The 21,834-nt window shown below is 61.7% G+C and carries 18 protein-coding genes; 9 read left to right on the forward strand and 9 right to left on the reverse strand.

Features of this window, described 5'->3' with window-relative positions; translation table 11 throughout:
• Nucleotides 1-3 precede the first annotated feature (3 nt).
• Nucleotides 4-1,419 (reverse strand): acetyl-CoA carboxylase biotin carboxylase subunit, encoded by a 1,416-nt coding sequence (locus tag ABOA88_RS03540; RefSeq protein WP_070093419.1) that lies wholly within the window; start codon nucleotides 1,417-1,419, stop codon nucleotides 4-6.
• A 189-nt stretch (nucleotides 1,420-1,608) separates the two neighbouring features.
• Between ABOA88_RS03540 and ABOA88_RS03545 the strand changes: the two genes are divergently transcribed.
• Nucleotides 1,609-2,571 carry a LysR family transcriptional regulator gene (locus ABOA88_RS03545; protein WP_043209969.1) on the forward strand — a complete coding sequence of 321 codons (963 nt, stop codon included), beginning with the start codon at nucleotides 1,609-1,611 and terminating at the stop codon, nucleotides 2,569-2,571.
• Here ABOA88_RS03545 and ABOA88_RS03550 read toward each other — a convergent pair.
• Together ABOA88_RS03550 and hexR are read right to left on the reverse strand one after the other, a co-directional pair.
• On the reverse strand, nucleotides 2,513-2,731 hold the full coding sequence (locus ABOA88_RS03550) for a PA3496 family putative envelope integrity protein (RefSeq protein ID WP_080642090.1): 219 nt from the start codon (nucleotides 2,729-2,731) through the stop codon (nucleotides 2,513-2,515). The genes ABOA88_RS03545 and ABOA88_RS03550 overlap by 59 nt on opposite strands.
• A 196-nt stretch (nucleotides 2,732-2,927) precedes the next feature.
• Complete coding sequence (hexR, locus tag ABOA88_RS03555; RefSeq protein ID WP_043209971.1) at nucleotides 2,928-3,794, reverse strand: transcriptional regulator HexR; 867 nt, start codon at nucleotides 3,792-3,794, stop codon at nucleotides 2,928-2,930.
• Nucleotides 3,795-3,898: 104 nt separating this feature from the next.
• Between hexR and zwf the strand changes: the two genes are divergently transcribed.
• Entirely contained in the window at nucleotides 3,899-5,341 is a 1,443-nt protein-coding gene (gene zwf, locus ABOA88_RS03560; protein ID WP_196168062.1) for a glucose-6-phosphate dehydrogenase, read from the forward strand.
• Between the two features lie 6 nt (nucleotides 5,342-5,347).
• Here the strand turns inward: zwf and ABOA88_RS03565 are convergent, their stop codons facing one another.
• A complete protein-coding gene (locus tag ABOA88_RS03565) occupies nucleotides 5,348-8,224 on the reverse strand; it encodes a putative bifunctional diguanylate cyclase/phosphodiesterase (protein WP_230387549.1) in 2,877 nt (958 codons plus the stop codon).
• 240 nt (nucleotides 8,225-8,464) lie between these two features.
• Between ABOA88_RS03565 and uvrD the strand changes: the two genes are divergently transcribed.
• The 3 genes from uvrD to ABOA88_RS03580 all read left to right on the forward strand — a co-directional run bounded on the left by uvrD (nucleotide 8,465) and on the right by ABOA88_RS03580 (nucleotide 12,297).
• Entirely contained in the window at nucleotides 8,465-10,648 is a 2,184-nt protein-coding gene (gene uvrD, locus ABOA88_RS03570) for a DNA helicase II (protein WP_367850575.1), read from the forward strand.
• Nucleotides 10,649-10,928: 280 nt separating this feature from the next.
• Entirely contained in the window at nucleotides 10,929-11,777 is an 849-nt protein-coding gene (locus ABOA88_RS03575) for a Tim44 domain-containing protein (RefSeq protein WP_090344154.1), read from the forward strand.
• A gap of 112 nt (nucleotides 11,778-11,889) precedes the next feature.
• Nucleotides 11,890-12,297, forward strand: coding sequence for an SMI1/KNR4 family protein (locus ABOA88_RS03580; RefSeq protein ID WP_043209983.1), 408 nt, complete (start codon nucleotides 11,890-11,892; stop codon nucleotides 12,295-12,297).
• A 174-nt stretch (nucleotides 12,298-12,471) separates the two neighbouring features.
• On the opposite strand, the gene ABOA88_RS03585 is transcribed toward ABOA88_RS03580, so the two are convergent.
• Nucleotides 12,472-14,232, reverse strand: a complete 1,761-nt coding sequence (locus tag ABOA88_RS03585) for a cation:proton antiporter (protein WP_367850574.1) — start codon at nucleotides 14,230-14,232, stop codon at nucleotides 12,472-12,474.
• 324 nt (nucleotides 14,233-14,556) lie between these two features.
• Here ABOA88_RS03585 and ABOA88_RS03590 point away from each other — a divergent pair, with 324 nt between their 5' ends.
• Nucleotides 14,557-15,042 (forward strand): acyl-CoA thioesterase, encoded by a 486-nt coding sequence (locus ABOA88_RS03590; protein ID WP_043209987.1) that lies wholly within the window; start codon nucleotides 14,557-14,559, stop codon nucleotides 15,040-15,042.
• A gap of 44 nt (nucleotides 15,043-15,086) precedes the next feature.
• Here ABOA88_RS03590 and pdxY read toward each other — a convergent pair whose 3' ends face one another.
• Nucleotides 15,087-15,959, reverse strand: coding sequence for a pyridoxal kinase PdxY (gene pdxY / locus ABOA88_RS03595; RefSeq protein ID WP_196168066.1), 873 nt, complete (start codon nucleotides 15,957-15,959; stop codon nucleotides 15,087-15,089).
• 119 nt (nucleotides 15,960-16,078) lie between these two features.
• On the opposite strand from pdxY, the gene ABOA88_RS03600 reads away from it, so the two are divergent.
• Nucleotides 16,079-16,471, forward strand: coding sequence for a DUF3301 domain-containing protein (locus ABOA88_RS03600; protein WP_196168093.1), 393 nt, complete (start codon nucleotides 16,079-16,081; stop codon nucleotides 16,469-16,471).
• Here ABOA88_RS03600 and ABOA88_RS03605 read toward each other — a convergent pair whose 3' ends face one another.
• Both ABOA88_RS03605 and zigA read right to left on the reverse strand, forming a co-directional pair.
• On the reverse strand, nucleotides 16,472-17,446 hold the full coding sequence (locus ABOA88_RS03605) for a CobW family GTP-binding protein (RefSeq protein WP_367850573.1): 975 nt from the start codon (nucleotides 17,444-17,446) through the stop codon (nucleotides 16,472-16,474).
• A 77-nt stretch (nucleotides 17,447-17,523) separates the two neighbouring features.
• Entirely contained in the window at nucleotides 17,524-18,729 is a 1,206-nt protein-coding gene (zigA, locus tag ABOA88_RS03610; RefSeq protein ID WP_196168068.1) for a zinc metallochaperone GTPase ZigA, read from the reverse strand.
• Between the two features lie 112 nt (nucleotides 18,730-18,841).
• Here zigA and folE2 point away from each other — a divergent pair, with 112 nt between their 5' ends.
• The gene (gene folE2, locus ABOA88_RS03615; RefSeq protein ID WP_367850681.1) at nucleotides 18,842-19,735 is read left to right on the forward strand and encodes a GTP cyclohydrolase FolE2; all 894 of its coding nucleotides are present in this window, start codon (nucleotides 18,842-18,844) and stop codon (nucleotides 19,733-19,735) included.
• A gap of 4 nt (nucleotides 19,736-19,739) precedes the next feature.
• On the opposite strand, the gene ABOA88_RS03620 is transcribed toward folE2, so the two are convergent.
• On the reverse strand, nucleotides 19,740-20,267 hold the full coding sequence (locus ABOA88_RS03620; protein ID WP_367850572.1) for a DUF3617 domain-containing protein: 528 nt from the start codon (nucleotides 20,265-20,267) through the stop codon (nucleotides 19,740-19,742).
• A gap of 126 nt (nucleotides 20,268-20,393) precedes the next feature.
• Here ABOA88_RS03620 and cls point away from each other — a divergent pair, with 126 nt between their 5' ends.
• Nucleotides 20,394-21,833: a cardiolipin synthase gene (cls, locus tag ABOA88_RS03625; protein WP_367850571.1), complete on the forward strand. Its 1,440-nt coding sequence runs from the start codon at nucleotides 20,394-20,396 to the stop codon at nucleotides 21,831-21,833.
• Nucleotide 21,834 lies beyond the last annotated feature (1 nt).

Here is a 21,834-nt window from a genome sequence, read left to right on the forward strand (position 1 = left end):
TCCTCACAGGCCTGCGTGTGCAGCAATGGCGGCGGCGATGGCCAGGGCCAGCTCTTCGGGTTTGCGCTTGATCGAGTAATTGGTCAGTTCCGGGTGGCTTTCCACGAAACTGGTGTTGAACTGGCCGCTACGGAATTCCGGATTGCGCAGGATCTCCTGGTAATACGCGGCGGTGGTCTTCACGCCTTGCACGCGCATGTCGTCCAGGGCCCGCAGGCCACGGTCCATGGCTTCTTCCCAGGTCAATGCCCAGACCACCAGTTTCAGGCACATGGAGTCGTAGAACGGTGGAATGGTGTAGCCGGTGTAGATCGCGGTGTCGGTACGCACACCTGGGCCGCCGGGCGCGTAGTAACGGGTGATCTTGCCGAAGCTGGGCAGGAAGTTGTTCTTCGGGTCTTCGGCGTTGATGCGGAACTGCAACGCGTAGCCACGGTGCTGGATGTCTTCCTGCTTGACCGACAGCGGCAGACCCGAGGCGATGCGGATTTGCTCGCGCACGATGTCGATGCCGGTGATTTCTTCGGTGATGGTGTGTTCCACCTGCACGCGAGTGTTCATTTCCATGAAGTACACCTCGCCATCGGCGAGCAGGAACTCCACGGTACCGGCGTTCTCGTAGTTCACGGCCTTGGCCGCGCGGACCGCCAGGTCGCCGATGTAGGCACGCTGTTCCGGGGTCAGCTGCGGGCTGGGGGCGATCTCGATGAGCTTCTGGTTGCGGCGCTGGATCGAGCAGTCGCGCTCGAACAGATGCACCACGTTGCCGAAGCTGTCACCCAGGATCTGCGCCTCGATGTGCTTGGGGTTGACGATGCATTTTTCCAGGAACACTTCCGCCGAACCGAAGGCCTTGGTGGCTTCGGAGATCACGCGTGGGAAGGCTTGCTCCAGCTCTTCGCGGCTGTTGCAACGACGGATACCACGGCCGCCACCACCCGAGGTGGCCTTGAGCATGACCGGGTAACCGATGCGATCTCCCTCGGCCAGGGCTTCGTGGATGTCGGCGACGTTGCCTTCGGTACCGGGCGTTACCGGTACACCGGCCTGGATCATGGTGCGGCGCGCTTCAGTCTTGTCGCCCATGCGGCGAATGACGTCGGCGGCAGGGCCGATGAACTTGATGCCACGCTCTGCGCAGATTTCCGCGAGCTCGGCGTTTTCCGACAGGAATCCGTAACCTGGATGCAAGGCATCACAGCCGGTTTCCACGGCCAGGTTGACCAGCTTGCGCGGGTTCAGATAGCCGGCCAGGGGCTCGGCACCGATGCTGTAGGCCTCGTCGGCGCGCTTGACGTGCAAGGCATGACGGTCGGCGTCGGAATAGATCGCCACAGAGCGAATGCCCATCTCGGCGCAGGCACGCACGATCCGAACTGCGATTTCACCCCGGTTGGCGATCAGGATTTTTTTTATCACTGGAGTCTTCCCAAAGCCGATGGAACACACGAGCCGGTTTTCCCGGTCGGCGCGTGGCCATGTGTTGCTGGCCAGTCGCAAACCAACCCTATCGCTGTAGGTTGATAAACAAAAATCAATATTTGTTAGGGTCGGCATAAGTAAAAGCTTATAGTGCCGTAACAAGGTTTTGCGGGAGCCTGGGGGAAAATGCGTAAGTCCTTGATGCGTATGACATTGCGTCAACTGCAGATCTTCAACGAGGTGTGCGATCTGCGTTCCTACAGCCGTGCGGCAGAGGAAATGGCGTTGACGCAACCCGCCGTAAGTCTACAGATCCGCCAGCTCGAAGAACTGATCGGCCAGCCCTTGTTCGAGTACGTGGGCAAGAAGCTCTACCTGACCGAAGCAGCCGAAGCCCTGCAGCGCGCCAGCAGGGACATCTTCGGGCGTCTGGAGAACCTCGACATGCAGCTTTCGGACATGCAGGGCTCATTGCAGGGCCAGCTGAAACTTGCGATCGAATCCAGCGCCAAGTACTTCGTGCCCCACCTGTTCGCCGCGTTCAAGCAACGCCATCCAGAAGTCAACCTGACCCTGACGGTGGTCAATCGGGCCCAGGCAATCCGCCGGCTTTCGGACAACCGCGACGACCTGATCATCATGTCGATGGTGCCCCAGGACATGGGGCTTGAGTTCATGCCGTTCCTGAACAACCCGATCGTGGCCGTGGCACCGCCGGACCATCCGCTGTGCAAGCTGGAGAAACTGCGCCTGCAGGACCTCGAGCCTCATACCTTGCTGATCCGCGAGCAGGGTTCGGGCACCCGCAAGGCCTGCGAGGAATATTTCAAGGACAAGCGCGTGCACTTCACCCAGACCCTAGAAGTCGCCTCGGCCGATGCCCAGCGCGAGTGCGTGATCGCAGGCCTGGGAATCGCCCTGCTCACCCGCCATGCGCTGAACCTGGAGTTGGCCACCGGGGTGCTGAAAGAACTGCCGGTAGAGGAGCTGCCGCTGTATCGCAGTTGGTGCGTGGTGCAATCCAAGGCCAAGCGGCAATCACCGGTGGCCTTGGCCTTCCTTGCATTCATTCGCAACGAACGGGCGAAAATCAGCGGGCTTGTGGAGCGATTTTCGGGGAAGATGCCGCCGATACCTGCCAAACCGTGATGTCCCGCAGGTCGGGGTAATCGGTAATGTCGCGCAATAACTGACGCTGGTCGCAGTAGCTTTCGATCGCGCGGCGGAACTCCATGCGACGCTGGTCCTTTTCCTGCTGCTTGCGAGCTTTGGCGGTGGGTTGGAACGAACCGTCATGATCACGTGCCATTGCCTGTCTCCCAGTTAGGATGCGGGGAGCTTCAGGTTGGCCGTGCAGGTTTACGGTTTGGCTGTGGATTGGTGACAAAACCGTGAAATGTGCTTTGCCTGCCCTGACCTTTCGCGGGTAAACCCGCTCCCACAGGGTTCGCACCGATCTCGGTGAAAGCGGGTTTACCCGCGAACAGGCCGCATCGGCAGCAGGCTCAGTCGTCGGTCGCCTTGATCGACTTGGGCGACAGGCGCAGGCTGCGCAAACTGCGTTTCACGCTCTTGAGGTGGTTCACCAGGCTCGGCCCGCGGGCCATGGCCACGCCCATGGCCAGTACGTCGATCACTACCAGGTGAGCGATGCGCGAGGTCAATGGGGTGTAGATTTCGGTGTCTTCGTGCACGTCGATGGCCAGGTTGACGGTGGACAACTCGGCCAACGGCGTCTGGCTCGGGCAAAGGGTGATCAGGTTGGCGCCGCTTTCACGCACCAGATTGGCGGTGATCAACAGATCCTTGGAGCGGCCCGACTGGGAAATGCACACCGCTACATCGCCAGGTTTGAGGGTCACCGCCGACATGGCTTGCATGTGCGGGTCGGAATACGCCGCGGCGCTGAGCAACAGGCGGAAGAACTTGTGCTGGGCATCGGCGGCCACCGCGCCGGAAGCACCGAAACCATAGAACTCCACGCGCTGGGCCTGGGCCATGGCCGTCACCGCCTGCTGCAGGGCCTGGGGGTTGAGGTGCTCACGCACTTCCATCAGGGTGTGCAGGGTGGTATCGAAGATCTTCAGGCTGTAGTCGGCGACCGAGTCATCTTCATGGATGGCGAACTGGCCGAAACTGGCGCCTGCCGCCAAGCTCTGGGCCAGCTTGAGCTTGAGATCCTGGAAGCCCGAACAACCGATCGCGCGGCAGAAACGTACGATGGTCGGCTCGCTGATTCCCACGCTGTGGGCAAGGTCGGCCATCGAGCTGTGCATGACGGCAGCCGGATCGAGCAGCACATGGTCGGCCACTTTCAGTTCCGATTTGCGCAGCAAATGGCGCGATTGGGCGATATGTTGCAACAGATTCACAGGCTGGACTCGGTTATGATCGGCTGGCCGGGATGTAGCTTTCTTGTAGTTATACTACATGACCAGCGACCCGCCCAGCTAAACCAATGTGGAGAGTGGTGGTTTTGACTATTCCTTGCGACATCCTGGTCTTCGGCGGTACGGGCGATCTGGCCCTGCACAAACTGCTGCCGGCGCTCTACCACCTGTACCGCGAGGCCCGCCTGCACAATGCCGTGAGGATCATCGCCCTGGCGCGGCGCCACCTGCCCCGGGATGAATACCTCAAGCTCGCCGAACGTAACTGCCGGGCGCAGATCGCCCGCCAGGATTTCGACGAGGAGGTCTGGCGACGGTTTTGCGCACGCCTGGACTACTTCGCCATGGATGCCTCGCAAAGCGCCGATTTCGTTCGCCTGGCACGCTACCTGGGCGAACCTGGAGGCCTGGCGCGCATCTACTACCTGGCTACCGCGCCCAACCTGTTCGTGCCCATCGCCAACCATTTGCGCATCGCGGGCCTTGCCGACAGCGAGGCGCGCATCGTGCTGGAAAAACCCATCGGCCACTCCCTCGAGTCAGCCACGGCCATCAATGAAGCGATCGGTGCGGTGTTCGACGAGTCCCAGGTGTTTCGCATCGATCACTACCTGGGCAAGGAGACCGTGCAGAACCTCATGGCGCTACGTTTTGCCAACGCCCTGCTGGAACCGGTCTGGCGCAACGGCCAGGTCGACCACGTGCAGATCAGCGTCTGCGAGACCCTGGGTGTGGAGAACCGCGGCGCCTACTACGACCGCGCAGGCGCAACCCGCGACATGCTGCAGAACCATCTGCTTCAGCTTCTGTGCCTGGTGGCCATGGAGCCGCCGGCGCAGTTCGAAGCCGAGGCGGTGCGTGACGAGAAAGTGAAGATCCTGCGTGCCCTCAAGCCGATCACCGGTCAGGACGTGCAGGACAAGACCGTGCGCGGGCAATACGGCGCCGGTCGGATCGGCGGCCAGGAAGTGCCGGCGTACTACTTCGAAAAGGATGTGGACAACGACAGCGACACCGAGACCTTCGTCGCGGTCCAGGCCCAGATCGACAACTGGCGCTGGGCCGGCGTGCCCTTTTACCTGCGTACCGGCAAACGCATGGCGCGACGCTCCTCGCAGATCGTCATCCAGTTCAAGCCGGTGCCCCATGAGTTGTTCAGTGGCGGACAGGTCAACCAGTTGCTGATCCAGCTGCAACCCGATGAACGCATCAGCCTGCGCATGATGACCAAGAGCCCGGGCAAAGGCATGCGCCTGGAGCCGGTGGAGCTGGACCTGAACCTGGCCCAGGTGTTCGGCCAGACACGTCGCTGGGAAGCCTACGAGCGGCTGCTGCTGGATGTGCTCGCGGGCGATTCGACCTTGTTCATGCGTCGCGACGAGGTCGAAGCCGCCTGGGCCTGGATCGACCCGATCCTGCAAGGCTGGGAAGAGCACTTCCAGGCGCCTCGCCCCTACCCTGCCGGCAGCAACGGCCCGGAGCAGGCCAACAGCCTGCTGGCCCATCAGGGGCGGCATTGGCACAGCTGAAAACGGTCAACTCACCAGGATGTTCGGGGATTTCTCCAACAAGGCCTTGAACGCCTGGGCATCCAGCGGCCTGCTGATCAGATACCCCTGCGCCTCGTCGCACCCGTGATCATGCAGGAAGGCAAGCTGCTCCTGTGTTTCCACCCCTTCGGCCACGACCTTCAGGCCCAGACTCTTGGCCATGGCGATGATCGCACGGATGATCGCCGCATCCTGGCTGCCCTCCTGGAGACCGCGAATGAACGCCTGGTCGATCTTCACGTAGTCCACCGGGAAGCGCTTGAGATAGCTCAGCGAGGAGTAGCCAGTACCGAAGTCGTCGATCGCCAGCTTGACCCCCAACTGGTGCAGTTGCTGGAACGTCGAGATGATGTGTTCGACGCTGTCGAGCAACTGGCTTTCAGTCAGTTCCAGCTCCAGCAACTGCGGCGCAAGGCCCGTCTCTGCCAGCACCTGACGCACCAGGCTGACGATCTTGCCCTGGCGTAGTTGATAGCCGGAAAGATTCACCGAAACCCGCACGCTCATGCCCTGACGCCGCCATTCAAAGGCCTGCCAGCACGCTTCGCGCAGCACGAACTCGCCCATCGGCCCGATCAGCCCGGTTTCTTCGGCAAGGCCGATGAAGTCGCCCGGCGGCACCATGCCCCACTGCGGATGCTGCCAACGCACCAGTGCCTCGGCGGCGAGCAGGCGGCCGCTGCGCAGGCAGAGCTTGGGTTGGTAGTAGACCAGCAATTGGCCTTCATCGATGGCCTTGCGCAAGTGGTTTTCCAGCTGCAGGCGCTCAAGGGTGCTGGCGCGCAGGCTTTCGGTATAGAACTGGAAGTTGTCACCGCCCAGGTGCTTGGCGTGCTGCTTGGCCATGTCGGCCTGGCTGAGCAATGCGTTGAGGTCGAAACTGGGGTCCGACAGCACACTGATGCCGACCGACGCACTGATCACCAGCTCATGCCCACCCAAACGTTGCGGAACACGCAGCTTGTCGAGCAGGCGGGTCGTCACCCGCACCAGGCTGGAAAGGTTGCTGTAGCCATCGAACAGCACGACGAATTCATCGCCAGACAAGCGCGCGACAGTATCGGCTTCAGGCACCGCATTGGCGATGCGCAGGGCCATCTTCTTCAACAGCTGGTCGGCCAGTTCGTGGCCCAGGCTTTCGTTGAGCAGCTTGAAGCGGTCCAAATCGATGTGCAGCAACGCCAGGCTGCGCCCGTTCACCCGAACCCGTTGCCCGGCCTCATGCAGACGCAGGCGGAACAAGGCGCGGTTGGCCAGCCCAGTGAGATCGTCGTAGTGGGCCAGGTAGCGCAGTCGCTCCTCCGACTCCCGTCGGGCCGACAGGTCGGTGAAGAAACCTACGATATTGCTGATGTTGCCCCGCGCGTCACGTACGCCATTGAGCTGCAACCACTGGGGATACAGCTCGCCGTTGCGTCGCGCCTCGACCAGCTCGCCCTGCCAGCGCCCCTGCTGCTCCAGCGCCTGGCCGATCGCCTGGCTGTGACGCCGGGCGTCACGGCTGCAGGGCAACTCCAGGGCATTGCGCTGCAATAGCTCTTCCCGGTCGAAGCCTGTGATCTGGCAAAAGGCCTGGTTGACGGCGAGCAGTTGGAAGCCCGCATCGAGAATCGCGATCCCTTCACTGGCCGCTTCGAACACCGTGGCCGCCAGACGCTGCTGTTCTTCCTGCTCCTTTTGCGCGGTGATGTCACGCCGCGTGCCGAGCATGCGCAGCACCCGGCCGTCGGTGGCGTGCTCCACGGCACGGCCTCGGTCTTCGATCCAGCGCCAATCCCCCTGGGTATGCCGGATGCGGTATTCGACCCGGTAGTCCTCGGTGCGGCCTTTGAGGTGTTCGACCAATGTCCTGCGCAGCAACGGCAGATCATCCGGGTGCAAGCGCGGCTTGAGGTCGGCGCGTACCGAACGGACCTGCTCCGGGTCCAGGCCGAACAGCGCGTACAGCTGTGTGTGATGCACCTCGTCGGTGAGCAGGTTCCAATCCCACAACCCCAGCTCGCTGGCCTGAAGCGCCAAGGCCAGGCGTTGCTCGCTCTTGCCCAGGGCCTGGTTGGCCAGGTCCAGCTCGTGGCTGCGTTGAAGCACCCGCTGCTCGAGCCCAGCCTGGGCCTGGCGCAGTTGTTCTTCGGCATGACGACGCTGACGCACCTCGACGAGCAACGCCTGGTTCAGTTGCTCGCCACGGTGTTGGGCGCTCTGCAGGTGTTCGATCAGCGCCTGGTTCTGGAAGCGGCGCAACAGGCTGCGCTCGAGCAGGCGGTTGACCTGCCAGGCCACCACCATCAGCGCCCCCAGCAGGATCAGGCCGAGCCAGCCCCAGCCGCGCTGCGCACCGGCATCGAAGTAGAACAGGAACACGATGGGCGGCAACAGGCAGGGCAAGGCGAAACTGAGAAACGCCGGCAGGCTGACGGCATAGGCGACACTGGCCGACAACGCCGCCGCCCCCAGCAGTCCGAACACCCAGGCCTGCTGCACGAAATCGTCCACCGGCACCAAAGCGATCGCCGCACAGGCCAGCGTCAGGCCACTGAAGGCCGAGCCGGACAGGAACATGTGCTGCCAGGACGCCTTGGCCTGGCGCGCTGGCGTCGCCGCATCGAAGGCCGCGACCTGGATCACCCGTAGGGCCACCAGCGCCAACAGCCAGGCCAGCCACACGCTGACCAGCAGATAGCGCTCAGGGCTCCACAGCAGCCAGGCGCACAGCAGGCCGTTGATCAGCATTAACAGGGTGGGCAGCAATGAGCCCTGATAGAGAAGACGGGTACGCTCGATGGAGAGCTGGGTCGCAAATTGCCTGCGCACACTCCTTGCCGTCTCCGGCGATGCTCCGATCGCCGCGAAATCCTGGGTCATAGGGTCGTGTTCTTGTTGTGTTTTTGTATTGGCAGACCGCAAAAGTGCAGGGAGCATACACAAGCCATGGCCTGGGCCAAACTGCTCTACGTCATGTTTTCAAAAATACCTGCGATCGTTTACCCAGACCGCTCAAGAACAGGACTCTGCCCAGGCCGCCGATGAACGGCCTGACACCGCCTGCAAGATTTCTCCGGGGGCCGTTTGCCCCTGCCCCCTGCGCGGCCCTAGAATGGCCGGATGCGCAATGATGACCTCTCCCTCCTGCTGAACTCCCTCAACGATGCCCAACGCCAGGCCGTAGCGGCCCCGCTGGGGCGTCAATTGGTGCTGGCCGGTGCCGGCTCGGGCAAGACCCGCGTACTGGTGCACCGTATCGCCTGGTTGATCCAGGTCGAACAGGCCTCCCCCCACTCGATCCTGTCGGTGACCTTCACCAACAAGGCCGCGGCCGAAATGCGCCAGCGGATCGAGCAACTGCTGGGCATCAATCCGGCCGGCATGTGGGTGGGGACCTTCCACGGCCTGGCGCACCGCCTGCTGCGCGCCCACTGGCAGGAAGCCCGGCTGGTGCAGAATTTCCAGATTCTGGACAGCGATGACCAGCAGCGCCTGATCAAACGGGTGATTCGCGAACTCGGTCTCGACGAGCAGCGTTGGCCCGCCCGCCAGGCTCAATGGTTCATCAACGGCCAGAAGGACGAAGGCCTGCGCCCACAGCATATCCAGGCCGGTGGCGATCTGTTCCTGGGCACCATGCGCAGCATCTACGAGGCCTACGAACAGGCCTGCGAACGCGCCGGGGTCATCGACTTTTCCGAATTGCTGCTTCGCGCCCTGGACCTGTGGCGTGACCACCCTGGCCTGCTCGAACACTACCAGCGGCGCTTCCGCCACCTGCTGGTGGACGAATTCCAGGACACCAACGCCGTGCAATACGCCTGGCTGCGCCTGCTTGCCGCAGGCGGCAGCAGCCTCATGGCGGTGGGCGACGACGACCAGTCGATCTACGGCTGGCGCGGCGCCAAGATCGAGAACATCCATCAGTACACCGCTGACTTCCCCGACGCCGAGCTGATTCGCCTGGAGCAGAACTACCGCTCCACCGGCGGTATCCTCAAAGCGGCCAACGCCCTGATCGCCAACAACAGCGGGCGCCTGGGCAAAGAGCTGTGGACCGATATGGGTGAAGGCGAGCCGCTGACCCTCTATGCCGCTTACAACGAGCATGACGAAGCGCGCTATGTGGTGGAGACCATCGAGAGCTTCATCAAGCAGGGCAATGCCCGCAGCGACGTGGCCATCCTGTACCGCTCCAACGCCCAGTCGCGGGTGCTTGAAGAAGCCTTGCTGCGAGAACGCATTCCCTACCGCATCTACGGCGGCCAACGCTTCTTCGAGCGCGCCGAGATCAAGAACGCCATGGCCTACCTGCGCCTGCTCGAAGGCCGCGGCAACGACGCCGCCCTGGAGCGGGTGATCAACGTGCCACCGCGCGGCATCGGCGAAAAGACCGTCGAGGCGATCCGCGAACATGCCCGGCACAGCCAGTTGTCGATGTGGGAGGCCATGTGCCAGCTGTTGGCGGCCAAAGCTCTCAAGGGCCGTGCCGCCAGTGCTCTGGGCGCGTTCATCGAGTTGATCGAGAACCTCGCTGCCAAGGTCCTGGAAATGCCTTTGCACCTGATGACCCAGACCGTCATCGAGCAGTCCGGCCTGATCCTCTATCACCAGGAAGAAAAAGGCGAAAAGGGCCAGGCTCGGGTAGAAAACCTTGAGGAACTGGTCAGCGCGGCGCGCAACTTCGAGACGAGCGAGGACGACGCCGACCTGTCACCGCTCTCCGCCTTCCTCGGCCACGCCTCCCTAGAGGCGGGCGATGCCCAGGCCGACGAACACGAGGACAGCATCCAGCTGATGACGCTGCACAGCGCGAAAGGTCTGGAATTCCCCTATGTGTTCCTGGTCGGCATGGAAGAAGGCCTGTTCCCCCACAAGATGAGCCTGGAAGAACCCGGTCGTCTGGAAGAAGAACGCCGCCTGGCCTATGTGGGCATCACCCGGGCCATGCGCCAGCTGATCATGACCTACGCCGAAACCCGCCGCCTGTATGGCAGCGAGACCTATAACAAAGTGTCACGTTTCGTACGGGAAATTCCGGCAGGCCTGGTTCAAGAGGTGCGCTTGTCCAATTCGGTCAGCCGTCCCTTCGGTGGCAGCCAGAGCCAGGCGAGCAGCCTGTTCGCCAATGCCAACATCCCGCAGACCGCGTTCAACCTTGGCCAGCGCGTGCAGCACGCCGTGTTTGGTGAAGGTGTGATCCTCAACTTCGAAGGCTCCGGTGCCCAGGCACGGGTGCAGGTCAACTTCGCCGAGGGCAGCAAGTGGTTGATGCTGGGGTATGCCAAGCTGGAAGCGATCTGAGGCCCACTGGCGCTGAACCCGTGTGAGCGGCGGATTGTACGAATACAAGCTTTCCAAACTTCGGGCCGCTGAGCGGCCCATCGCAGGATTGGCCAGCCCACCGGTTCAATGCTGCCCTACAAGCCACCTCTTACAGATTTTGACGAATGGTCCTACCCGCTAATCAGGCTTGCCTCAGACCATTCAGGCAAAAGCTGGAAACATTATGGCGCTGGTCATGTCTCCTACAACATGTGCAACATGACGCGCGTGCAATCCACCCACAGGGGAAATCCCATCTATGCAACGTTTTCTTAGCATCGTACTGGCGCTGTGCGTCGGCCTGACGCTGAGCCTGGACGCCAACGCCAAGCGTTTCGGCGGCGGCAAGAGCTCGGGCTCCGCGCCTATCCACCAGACCCGCCAGGCTGCGCCAACCACACCTGCCGCCGCGCCGACCGCTCCCGGCCGTGCACCGGCCGCCGCCAGCGGTGCTTCGCGCTGGCTGGGCCCACTGGCCGGTATCGCCGCCGGTGGCCTGCTGGCCTCCATGTTCATGGGCGACGGCTTCCAGGGCATGCAGATCTTCGACTTCCTGATCATGGGCCTGATCGCCTTCCTGGTGTTCCGCTTCATCGCCGCCCGCCGCCGCCAGCAGCAGCCGCAGATGGCCGGTGCCGGCCATGCGCCCTACCAGCGTGAAACCCATGCCCAGCCAGCCCAACCGTCGGTCTTCGGTGGCGCTTCGGCCGCTGCTGGCGCACCGGTCATCAACGCTCCGGCCTGGTTCAACGAGCAAAGCTTCCTGTCCGCTGCCCGCACTCACTTCATGTCGCTGCAGCAGCACTGGGATGCCAACGAAATGGACAAGATCGCCGAGTTCGTCACCCCGCAGATGCTCGAGTTCCTCAAGCGCGAGCGTGCCGACCTGGGTGATGGCTTCCAGTCCACCTACATCGACAACCTCGATGTGCAGCTCGAAGGCGTCGACGATCGTGCCGACAAGACTGTCGCCACCCTGACCTTCCATGGTGTGTCGAAGACCTCGCGCTTCGACCAGGGTGAAGCGTTCAGCGAAAGCTGGCACATGGAGCGTGCCCAGGGCGAAAACCAGCCTTGGCTGCTCGCCGGTATCCGCCAGAACGGCTGATCCACCGCGTTGCACACAAAACCCCGGGCTTGCCCGGGGTTTTTGCTTTTGGCACAGCGGGCTACTAGGGTATAAACCGCAGCGTTGTCATCAAGGCCAGAGGATGTAAGCCGTGGAAGAAGTGATCGATCAGCTCCGTGAAGCCAATGAACCCGTGCCGGTGCCACTGGAATTGCCGGACGAGGACCTGTTGGTAGAAATCGAGGAAGAGTTGCTGATCAACATGCCGTTCGGCCTGCGCGAGTTCCTGCTGACAGTCAGCGACGTAGTCTACGGCAGCCTGGAGCCGGTGACCGTCACCGACCCCCAGTCCCACACCTACCTGCCAGACGTTGCCGCCAACGCCTGGGACGCTGGCGTACCACGCGACCTGGTCCCACTGTGTCAGGATGGGGATAATTACTACTGTGTCGAAGAAGACGGCACCGTGGTGCTGTGGGACGCCGAGGAAGAAGCGATCAGCGAAGATAACTGGGAAACCGTCTGGCACTGGGTCCGGGACGTCTGGCTGGAAAGCTGAGCCGTACTTCTCGCAAAGCCCGCGCCCCCCTCAGTGCGACGTAATTTCTTGCGCCCAGAGATGGCTCATAGCCACCACTCAACGTAGAATCGCCAGGCGTTCTGCGCCTGGCGGCGGCGTTACCGTTCCATCCCCTCGGACTGCGACGTCGCCTTGCGCAGAGTGCGCAAACGCTCAGTGGGATTGATCCCGGTTGTTTTCCAGCGTCTCCAGCAAGGCGATCTGCATGCGGGTGTGCACCCGGATGAACCATCGCCACAGCAAGGCCACCACCACCGCTGCCACGACTGCGATGACCAGCAGCAACTCGTTGGTCGGCAGGATGCTCGCCGAGAGCGCCGACAGCAGCAGGAAGATCACCAGCAGCGACAGCAACGGAATCACCTCGGCAATCACCCGACGGACACGTTGAGTGTGCCGTCCGGCCATCTCCGGCTTCACGCTCATCTCCGCCAACAGCATCGATAGCGCCTTGAGCTTGCGATAGGCGGCAATCAGGAAAGGCAGCGACAACAACAAGGCGGCCCCCCAGATCAGCGCCTTCTGCTGGCTGACATCGCTGACCCATTCGCTCAACCAGTGGCCAATGCGCGCGGCAAAGTACCCACCGCTAAAGAAAATCGCGATGACCAGCGCCAGGTTGACACCCACCTGCATCAGGATACGCCGGATCATCGCCGCGACCAGCGCACCCTCGCCGTGGGGCTGAATGCTGCGCAGCCACTCCCCGTATAACGACAGCACCCGCGCCAGGCGCCCGGGCACCACCTTGCCAAGCTTGAGCGAGAGCGGATCGGCAGCGCGAATCAGATAAGGCGTAAGCAAAGTGGTGATGGCCGACACGGCCACAGCCACCGGATAAAGAAAGTCGCTGGTGACCTGCAAGGTCATGCCCAAGGCGGCGATGATGAAGGAAAACTCGCCAATCTGTGAAAGCCCCATGCCAACACGCAGCGAAGTGCGTCCATCATTGCCGGCGATGAATGCCCCCATGCCGCACGACAGCATCTTGCCCAGCACCACCGCCAGGGTGATCACTGCAATCGGCCAGGCGTAGTCGAGCAACACGCGCGGGTCGATCATCAGGCCGATGGCAACGAAGAAGATGGCGCTGAACAGGTCGCGTACGGGTTCGATTAGACGCTCGATCTTCAGCAACTGCCGGGATTCGGCCATGATCGCGCCGATCAGGAACGCGCCCAGGACCATGCTGTATTCGAGCTTGACCACCAACAGGCAGAAGCCGAAGCATAACCCCAATACAGTGATCAGCAGCATTTCGTTGCTTTCGAACTTCGCCACATAGGCCAACAGCCGTGGCACCAGCAGGATGCCGATCACCAGTGCAACAATCATGAACAGCGACAATTTGCCGACGGTGGAAAACACTTCGCCGGAACTGACCGTGCCGCTGACGGCGATGCCCGACAACAGGGCGATGATGCCGATGCCGAGGATATCCTCGACGATCAGCACGCCGAAGATCAGCTGGGCGAAGCGCTCGTTCTTCATCTTCAGATCATTGAGCGCCTTGACGATGATGGTGGTCGAGGAGATGGCCAGGATCGCCCCCAGGAACAGCGAGTCCATGGTGCTCCAGCCGAACCAGCGGCCGATCTCGAAACCGATCCAGATCATCAGGACGATTTCCAGGAAGGCGGCGATGAACGCCGTAGCGCCGACCTTGAACAGCTTGCGCAGGCTGAACTCCAGGCCCAGGCAGAACATCAGGAAGATCACCCCAAGCTCAGCCAGGGTCTTGATGGTGTCCTCATCGTGGATCAGGCCAAAGGGTGGTGTATGAGGCCCGATGATGAAGCCTGCGACGATGTAGCCCAGCACCACCGGCTGCTTGAAGCGGTGGAAGAGAATGGTAACCACCCCGGCGACCAGCATGATCACGGCCAGATCCTGGATGAAGCTGATGGCATGCATGGCGAGGTACTCCTTTTCTCGTTGCCCGGGCAGACCGCTCCTCTGCCAAGGCAAACCCGAGCGAGCAGCACGTAGATACTGTGTTCAAAGCAGGAAAGCCCATGTTGCATGGGCTCGCTCAGGTTAACATCGCGCCTTCGCATGAATAGCCGGTGCAATATGCAGAAACAGATCGGCGATTTTGCTGCCAGAGATGGCACGATCCGCGTGACGGAAGCGCGTCAGGCGACGTCCCGTACCAGGATGGGGAAACCCTATGAGGGGGAAACAGAAGTGTCCGCAGATACCAGCCCCATTTCAGCGCAACCAACCCGTGAGCACACTATGGAACCTGGAAACGCCCAGCTGACGATGACCGTCCTGATGACCCCGGACATGGCCAACTTTTCCGGCAACGTCCATGGCGGCACCCTGCTCAAGTACCTCGACGAGGTCGCCTATGCCTGCGCCAGCCGTTATGCCGGCACCTACGTGGTCACCTTGTCGGTGGACCAGGTGATCTTCCGCGAGCCTGTGCATGTCGGCGAGCTGGTGACCTTCCTCGCCTCGGTCAATTACACCGGCAATACGTCCATGGAAGTGGGCATCAAGGTCGTGACCGAAAACATCCGCGAGCGCTCCGTACGGCACTCCAACAGCTGTTTCTTCACCATGGTTGCGGTCGACGACAACCGCCGTCCGGTGCAGGTCCCACCACGCCAGCCCCAGAGCAGCGAAGAGAAGCGGCGCTTCCTGCAGGGCCAGCAGCGCCGACAGATCCGCCAGGAACTGGAGCAGCGCTACCAGAACCTCAAGACCGATTCGATCTAGAGGTCGAGCAACCGACAGGGCTGCACAGCAGCCCTTTCATTGGCCTAGATCGCCAACCGCTGCGCCTCGAAGCGCACACGCGGATGGGCGATGCGGTCCTGGGCCCTGATCGGTTGCAGTTCGTAGCTCGCGCAGGCCTGGGTCTCCAGCAGCACTTCGTGCACTGCCGCAGCGGTGAACTCGAACGCCTGGACCCAGCTATCACCCAGCAGCACTCGGGCCAGGAACAGGCCAGAGGTCAAGTCACCCACCCCTACCGGCTGACGCGGGAAGGCCAGCAATGGTCGGCGCAGATGCCAGCTGTGCTCCCGGGTCACCAGCAGCATTTCAAAGGCATCCTCGGCGCGCCCCGGATAGGACAGGTGCTTGACCAGTACCACCTGGGGGCCGCGCTCAAGCAGACCGCGTGCCATGGCCACGCAATCCTCCAGGGATTCGGCCCGACGACCACAGAAGCTGTCCAGTTCAAGCTGGTTGGGGCACAGGATATCCGCCACAGAGGCGGCTTCCTCCAAGAGAAATTCACTGACTTCGACCGGCACGATGCAGCCTTTTTCCGCATGCCCCATGACCGGATCGCACAAGTACAACGCCTTGGGGTTCACCGCCTTGATCCGCTGGACACCCGCCAGGATCGCCCGCCCCTGTTCGGCGCTGCCCAGGTAACCGGAAAGCACCGCGTCGCAATGGCCCAGTTCACCGATGTTGGAAATGCCTTCCACCAACGCAGGAATTTGCGCCGGAGCCAGCACTTCACCGGCCCACTGTCCATACTGGGTATGGTTGGAGAACTGCACGGTGTTCAGCGGCCAGACATTGACCCCGACCCGCTGCATGGGAAACACCGCAGCGCTGTTTCCGGCGTGGCCGAAGACCACGTGGGACTGGATAGCAAGCAGATGCGGTGTACGTTTCATGTAGGAAATTCCAAAGCTGTTTCAATAGATGTGCGCCGCGCAGTATGAACCCGTTTACCACCTGTACGACAGGCCAGGGACACAGTTAAGCTGGATCTACCGTTTTGGAGCATATGCAAATGTTGACCCTGGAGAACCTCTTCGTCCTGATGGTAGTGGCGACCGCCGGTGCCTGGTTGTGGCACAACCATGGGCTGCGCGAAAAGGCCCTTGAACGGGTCAAGCAACATTGCACCAAGCTTGACCTTGAACTGCTCGACGACAACGTCGCCCTCAAACGCATCGCCTTCGTGCGCGATGCCAATGGCCGCAAGCGCCTGGCGCGTGTCTATGGGTTCGAGTTCACCGTGACCGGCGAGCAACGCCACCCTGGGACGGTGACGCAGTTTGGTGCCCACACCCTGCAGATCGAGCTGGCGCCCTATCCGTTCGAAATCAAGGTTCCGCCGAAGGCGGACAACGTCATCGAGATGCAGCAGTGGCGCCAGGAACATAACCGCTGGCGCAACTGATCAGGCCCCCAGGCGGCAGGCGACCAAGGCTGCCTGGAGGGTGTCCAGCAACTGCGGCTGATCGAAGATCAACTCAAGACGTGAATCCTTGCGCCATTCGCTCGGTTGCCAAACCAGCGCCTCGCCTTCCAGGCCATTGAAGGACTGCCAGCCAGCGTCGCTGTGGATAACACCTTTTGCGCGGCGCCACGGCCAACTTTCAAGCATTGTGAGCAAACGCGTCGCGTCGAAACGCTGGGAGGGGTGCCAACGCCAGCCAACGCTCCAGCCACCCTCGCCTTGCTGGGCGAGACAGATTGGCCGACGAGGATCTGTCCACAAGGCGCCAGCGGGGTTCGAAGGTGTCTCCCTGGGCAGTTTGTCCACAACCTCGAGAGGGTGCGCCGTGTCAGACGTGACGGGCAACAGGTCCACCGACAATCGCCCATGATCGGTCCAAAGCCCCGGAGACTCGGGGAACTGTGCGGTTATCAACAGGCGCTGGGCTTCATCCAAAGCCCCAGCCTTGTTGAAAACCAGCAGTGCAGCCGCGGGCAAGGCTTGACGTTGCGCGTCGGGCAAAGGTTCACCACGGGCCAGAGCCTGTGCGTCCAGCACCATCACCAACGGCTGCACGGCCAGTACACCCATCCAGGGAGCCTGACCCAGCTGGGCCAGCAAAGACTGAGGATGGCCCAGACCGGAAGGCTCGATGAACACCCGATCAGGGCGTGCCTTGCGCAACAAACGGCCCAAGCCGACCTGGAACGGCATGCCATTGACGCAGCACAGGCAGCCGCCGGCCACCTCGCCAATTGCAATGCCATCCTCGTCCCGGCTCAGCAGCGCCGCATCCAGGCCAACCTGACCGAACTCGTTGACCAGTACGGCCCAGCGCTCACCTGACGGGCGCTGAGCCAACAGCTGGTGTATAAGGCTGGTCTTGCCAGCGCCCAATGGGCCTGCGATCACGTGGGTCGGGATGTTCTGGAGCATGGGCCACACCTTGGAAATAGCTTCCAACTATGCGCCCTCGTTTCCACCAGTCAACCCGCCGACAGTTATCCACACCTTCACGCCGCTTCGTCATACCAAGGCCCGAACGGATCGGGAAGACGCAGCCATGCCATCTCCCCTTGCGCCCATTCCTCGTCGGTCAGCAGACACGCATCCAGTTCTGTGGATAACTGCGCGAAGTCGATACTCTGCCCAATGAACACCAACTCCTGCCGGCAATCGCCGCACTCTTGTGTCCAATGCTTGAGGATCGCCTGGGTGCTCTCGGGGTCCTGCGGCCACTGCTCCTGCGGTACGAAGCGCCACCAGCGACCGGCGAACCCATGGCGCATCATGCCGCCGGCCTGGGACCAGCTTCCCGCCTCCTGGAACTTGCTGGCCAGCCAGAAGAACCCCTTTGAGCGCAGCAACCTGCCGTTGCTCCAAGGCTTGTGGATAAAGTCGTGGAAGCGTTGCGGATGCAACGGGCGACGGGCCTGCCAGGACCCCGCAGCGATCCCGTACTCTTGTGTTTCCGGCACGTGCTCGCCACGCATCTCCTGCAACCAGCCCGGTGCCTGGGCGGCTTGCTCGAAGTCAAAAAGGCCGGTATCGAGAATACGCGCCAGCGGCACTTGGCCCATGACCATCGGCACGATCTGCGCCCGTGCGTTGAGGCTGCGCAGGATAGCTGTCAGTTCGTCTCGCTCATGCTGGCTGACCAAGTCGATCTTGCTCAGCAGCAGTATGTCGGCGAACTCCACTTGTTCGATCAACAGATCGCTGATGGACCGCTCGTCGTCTTCACCCAGGGATTCACCGCGGCTGGCCAGGCTGTCGGCTGCCTGATAGTCGCGCAGAAAATTGAGCGCATCGACTACCGTGACCATGGTGTCCAGGCGTGCCATGTCCGACAGACTGCGACCTTGTTCGTCACGGAAAGTGAACGTCTCAGCTACCGGCAAAGGCTCGGAAATACCGGTGGACTCGATCAGCAGGTAATCGAAACGACCCTCGCTCGCCAGCCGCGCGACCTCCTCGAGCAAATCTTCCCTCAGCGTGCAGCAGATGCAGCCATTGCTCATCTCCACCAGCTTTTCTTCCGCACGGTTCAGGCTGACGTTGCGCTGTACCTCGCTGGCATCGATGTTGATGTCGCTCATGTCGTTGACGATCACGGCGACGCGCAGGTCTTCACGATTGCGCAGCACATGGTTGAGCAAAGTGCTTTTGCCAGCTCCCAGAAAGCCGGACAACACGGTGACAGGTAAACGGTGGGGCATTGGTCGTACCTCGACAGGCAAGCGCATTCGAAACGATGCATTGCGCACCGTTATAATATAACAATACAATTTCGCCAAGCCGCGTTTGTCGACCCTTTCCAGAGACCCCATGATGACCAGTCTGACGCTTCCCGACATTGCCACACAGTCCCATCCCGAGGTCGTCGCCCTCCCCCTGGACTGGGTGGGTATGTGCGGCATCGCCGTGCCGTTGCAATTTGAAGGACGCACCCTCAATGCCCAAGCCGATGCAGGCGTCAATCTGGAAGACGGCGCCGCCCGAGGGATTCACATGTCGCGGCTCTACCTGGCGTTGGAAGCCATGGAAAACACCGAGCTAAGTCCACGGCTGCTCCGTCGGCTGCTGGCGAGTTTCCTCGACACCCACGTCGGGCTTTCTTCAACGGCACAGCTGAGTTTGCGCTTCGAGTATTTGCTGAAAAGACCTGCGCTGGTCAGCCCCTTGGCCGGCTGGAAAAGCTATCCCGTCACCTTGGATGCGAAGACCGAAAATGAAATGTTCCACGTGGAACTTTCTGTGGTGATTCCCTATTCCTCCACCTGCCCTTGTTCCGCGGCGCTCGCCCGCCAGCTGATTCAGCAGCAGTTCCTCAAGGACTTTCCAGAGCAGGTACCCGATCAATCGACCCTGCTGGAATGGCTCGGCAGCAATCAGGGCATCGTCGCCACCCCCCATAGTCAGCGCAGTGAGGCCCAGGTCCGGGTACGACTGCGAGAGAACCTGCAGCATTTGCCCCTCTCCGAGCTCATCGACACGCTAGAGCTTGCCTTGGGTACGGCGGTACAAACAGCGGTAAAGCGCGCAGACGAACAGGCGTTCGCCCTGGCCAATGGACAGAACCTGATGTTCTGCGAGGATGCCGCCAGGCGCCTGCACCAGGCGCTGCGGAAAGTGCAATGGGTAGAGGGGTTCAGCCTGCGGGTGGAACATGCAGAGAGTCTGCATGCCCACGACGCAGTGGCGATCAGTCGCTATCGGTTCTGAAGCCTCAACTGCGAGGTTTCACCGAACCACAGTCATTACCTAGCCAGACAGCCTTGGTGTTCATGCTGCCCTGCTGCTGAACCCCCGAAGCGTTGAACGTACCACTGACCTGGGTATGAAACTCCCGGTCACTGAGGAAGGTCGCCTGCCCGGTGCCTTGGGCACGAGGGCAACTGAACTGGAATTTCCATACATTGCCTGTGCGGTCGGTGATCTTCTGCGTACAGCCGGACTGAGGGTCCTGCAGCGGAATGTCATTGGTCCGGACCTGTTCTGGCGTCAGGCAGGAGCGCACGCCCTTACCACCCACGGTGATGCCCTGCTTGGCCAGCATGCCTTCCATCATGGCGCGTTGCTCAGGTGGTAGGTTCTTCAATTGCCCGAGCATGAATTTCATGTCCGGTAATGGCTTGCCATCGACCTGCATGTTGCTGGTGGTCAGCTCCCACAAGCCCGGTTGCAACATCTGCGCATGTACCAGTGGTGCGCTCAGGCCCAATGCCAGCGCCAGCAGTGGCAGACGAATCTTCATGGATAAATGCTCCTCGATATAACGGCCTCTGCCGATTGAGCCTTAGACGTCATTTCCGCTTCCGGGTTGCAAGGCGGGTCAGGAACATGCTCTGTTATCGTCAGGCTCTCAGCAAGCAGGACGCATATGGATTTCCACAGCCCCTATTTCTTCGGCTATGTGCTCGGCCTGATTCATCTGCTAGGCATCATCGCCGCGCTGCATGCGGTGTTCACCGTACGCACCGCCCAGGGTGCCATCGCCTGGGCGATGTCCTTGTTCTTCATCCCTTACTTCACGCTGATTCCCTACCTGGTGTTTGGGGCCCGCTCCTTCTATGCCTACATCCAAGCCAGACGCCAGGCCAATCAGGAAATGCACGTCGCCATGGCCAATCTCAATTGGCGGCCTTGGGTCGAGGAAGCGCTGACCGCCCGGGAGTCGGAGAGCTATGCCGCCCTACGGGCAATGCCGAAACTCGGGCGCATGCCGTGCCTGGCCAACAACGAAGTGAAACTGCTGATCAATGGCCAGGCCACCTTCGATGCCATCTTCGCAGCCATCGCCGAAGCCCGGCAGGCCGTGCTGGTGCAATTCTTCATCATCCATGACGACGACATCGGCAGGAAACTGCAGCAGCTGTTGCTGCGCAAGGCGGCCGAAGGCGTGCAGGTCTTCGTGCTGTATGACCGGGTAGGGAGCCATGCATTGCCGGCCAGCTACAGCCAGACCCTGCGGGAGGGTGGCGTGCAGATCCATGCATTTGCCACACGCCGTGGGTGGTTCAATCGCTTCCAGGTGAACTTCCGCAACCACCGCAAGATTGTCGTCGTCGATGGCCTGGCGGGGTTCCTCGGCGGGCACAACGTGGGGGACGAATACCTCGGTGGCCACCCTCGCCTGTCGCCTTGGCGTGACACCCACGTTCAGGTCAGCGGCCCGGTGCTTGCCTGCTTGCAGGAGTCCTTCGCCGAAGACTGGTATTGGGCCGCCCGCCAGTTGCCGCCGTTGATCCTGCCCGACACCTATCCGGATAACGGCGTGCTCTGCCAGGCACTGGCCAGCGGTCCGGCAGACCCGCAGGAAACCTGTGCGCTGTTCTTCCTGGAAGCCATCCACTCGGCCACCCAGCGCGTGTGGATCACCAGCCCGTACTTCATTCCTGATGAGGCTGTCTTCGCCGCCCTGCGCTTGGCGGTGTTGCGCGGCGTGGATGTGCGTATCCTCATTCCGTCGCGGCCGGATCACCGTATCGTCTACGCAGCGTCCAGTCTGTTCGCCTTCGAAGCGGTACGGGCCGGGGTGAGGATGTTCCGTTATCAGCCAGGGTTCCTGCACCAGAAGGTGGTGCTGGTCGATGACGAGGTAAGTGCGATCGGCAGCGCCAACCTGGACAACCGTTCGTTCCGTCTGAACTTCGAGATCACCTTGCTGACCGTCGACCGAGCCTTCGCCGACCAGGTCGAGTCGATGCTGCTCGATGACTTTGCCCAAGCCCGGGAGATCACTGCCGAGGACAGCCGCGATACGCATCGCCTGCAACAACTTGGGATGCGTATCGCCCGGCTGATTTCTCCGATCCTGTAAG

The sequence above is a fragment of the Pseudomonas sp. PKS genome, assembly GCF_051913525.1.
GTDB classification, from domain to species: Bacteria; Pseudomonadota; Gammaproteobacteria; order Pseudomonadales; family Pseudomonadaceae; genus Aquipseudomonas; species Aquipseudomonas guariconensis_D.

Coding starts and splice junctions, on each gene's coding strand:
- ABOA88_RS03545 (WP_043209969.1), top strand. CDS start 1,609: ATGCGTAAGTCCTTGATGCGTATGACATTGCGTCAACTGCAGATCTTC.
- ABOA88_RS03550 (WP_080642090.1), bottom strand. CDS start 2,731: ATGGCACGTGATCATGACGGTTCGTTCCAACCCACCGCCAAAGCTCGC.
- ABOA88_RS03565 (WP_230387549.1), bottom strand. CDS start 8,224: ATGACCCAGGATTTCGCGGCGATCGGAGCATCGCCGGAGACGGCAAGG.
- uvrD (WP_367850575.1), top strand. CDS start 8,465: ATGCGCAATGATGACCTCTCCCTCCTGCTGAACTCCCTCAACGATGCC.
- ABOA88_RS03575 (WP_090344154.1), top strand. CDS start 10,929: ATGCAACGTTTTCTTAGCATCGTACTGGCGCTGTGCGTCGGCCTGACG.
- ABOA88_RS03585 (WP_367850574.1), bottom strand. CDS start 14,232: ATGCATGCCATCAGCTTCATCCAGGATCTGGCCGTGATCATGCTGGTC.
- ABOA88_RS03590 (WP_043209987.1), top strand. CDS start 14,557: ATGGAACCTGGAAACGCCCAGCTGACGATGACCGTCCTGATGACCCCG.
- pdxY (WP_196168066.1), bottom strand. CDS start 15,959: ATGAAACGTACACCGCATCTGCTTGCTATCCAGTCCCACGTGGTCTTC.
- ABOA88_RS03600 (WP_196168093.1), top strand. CDS start 16,079: ATGTTGACCCTGGAGAACCTCTTCGTCCTGATGGTAGTGGCGACCGCC.
- ABOA88_RS03605 (WP_367850573.1), bottom strand. CDS start 17,446: ATGCTCCAGAACATCCCGACCCACGTGATCGCAGGCCCATTGGGCGCT.
- zigA (WP_196168068.1), bottom strand. CDS start 18,729: ATGCCCCACCGTTTACCTGTCACCGTGTTGTCCGGCTTTCTGGGAGCT.
- folE2 (WP_367850681.1), top strand. CDS start 18,842: ATGACCAGTCTGACGCTTCCCGACATTGCCACACAGTCCCATCCCGAG.
- ABOA88_RS03620 (WP_367850572.1), bottom strand. CDS start 20,267: ATGAAGATTCGTCTGCCACTGCTGGCGCTGGCATTGGGCCTGAGCGCA.
- cls (WP_367850571.1), top strand. CDS start 20,394: ATGGATTTCCACAGCCCCTATTTCTTCGGCTATGTGCTCGGCCTGATT.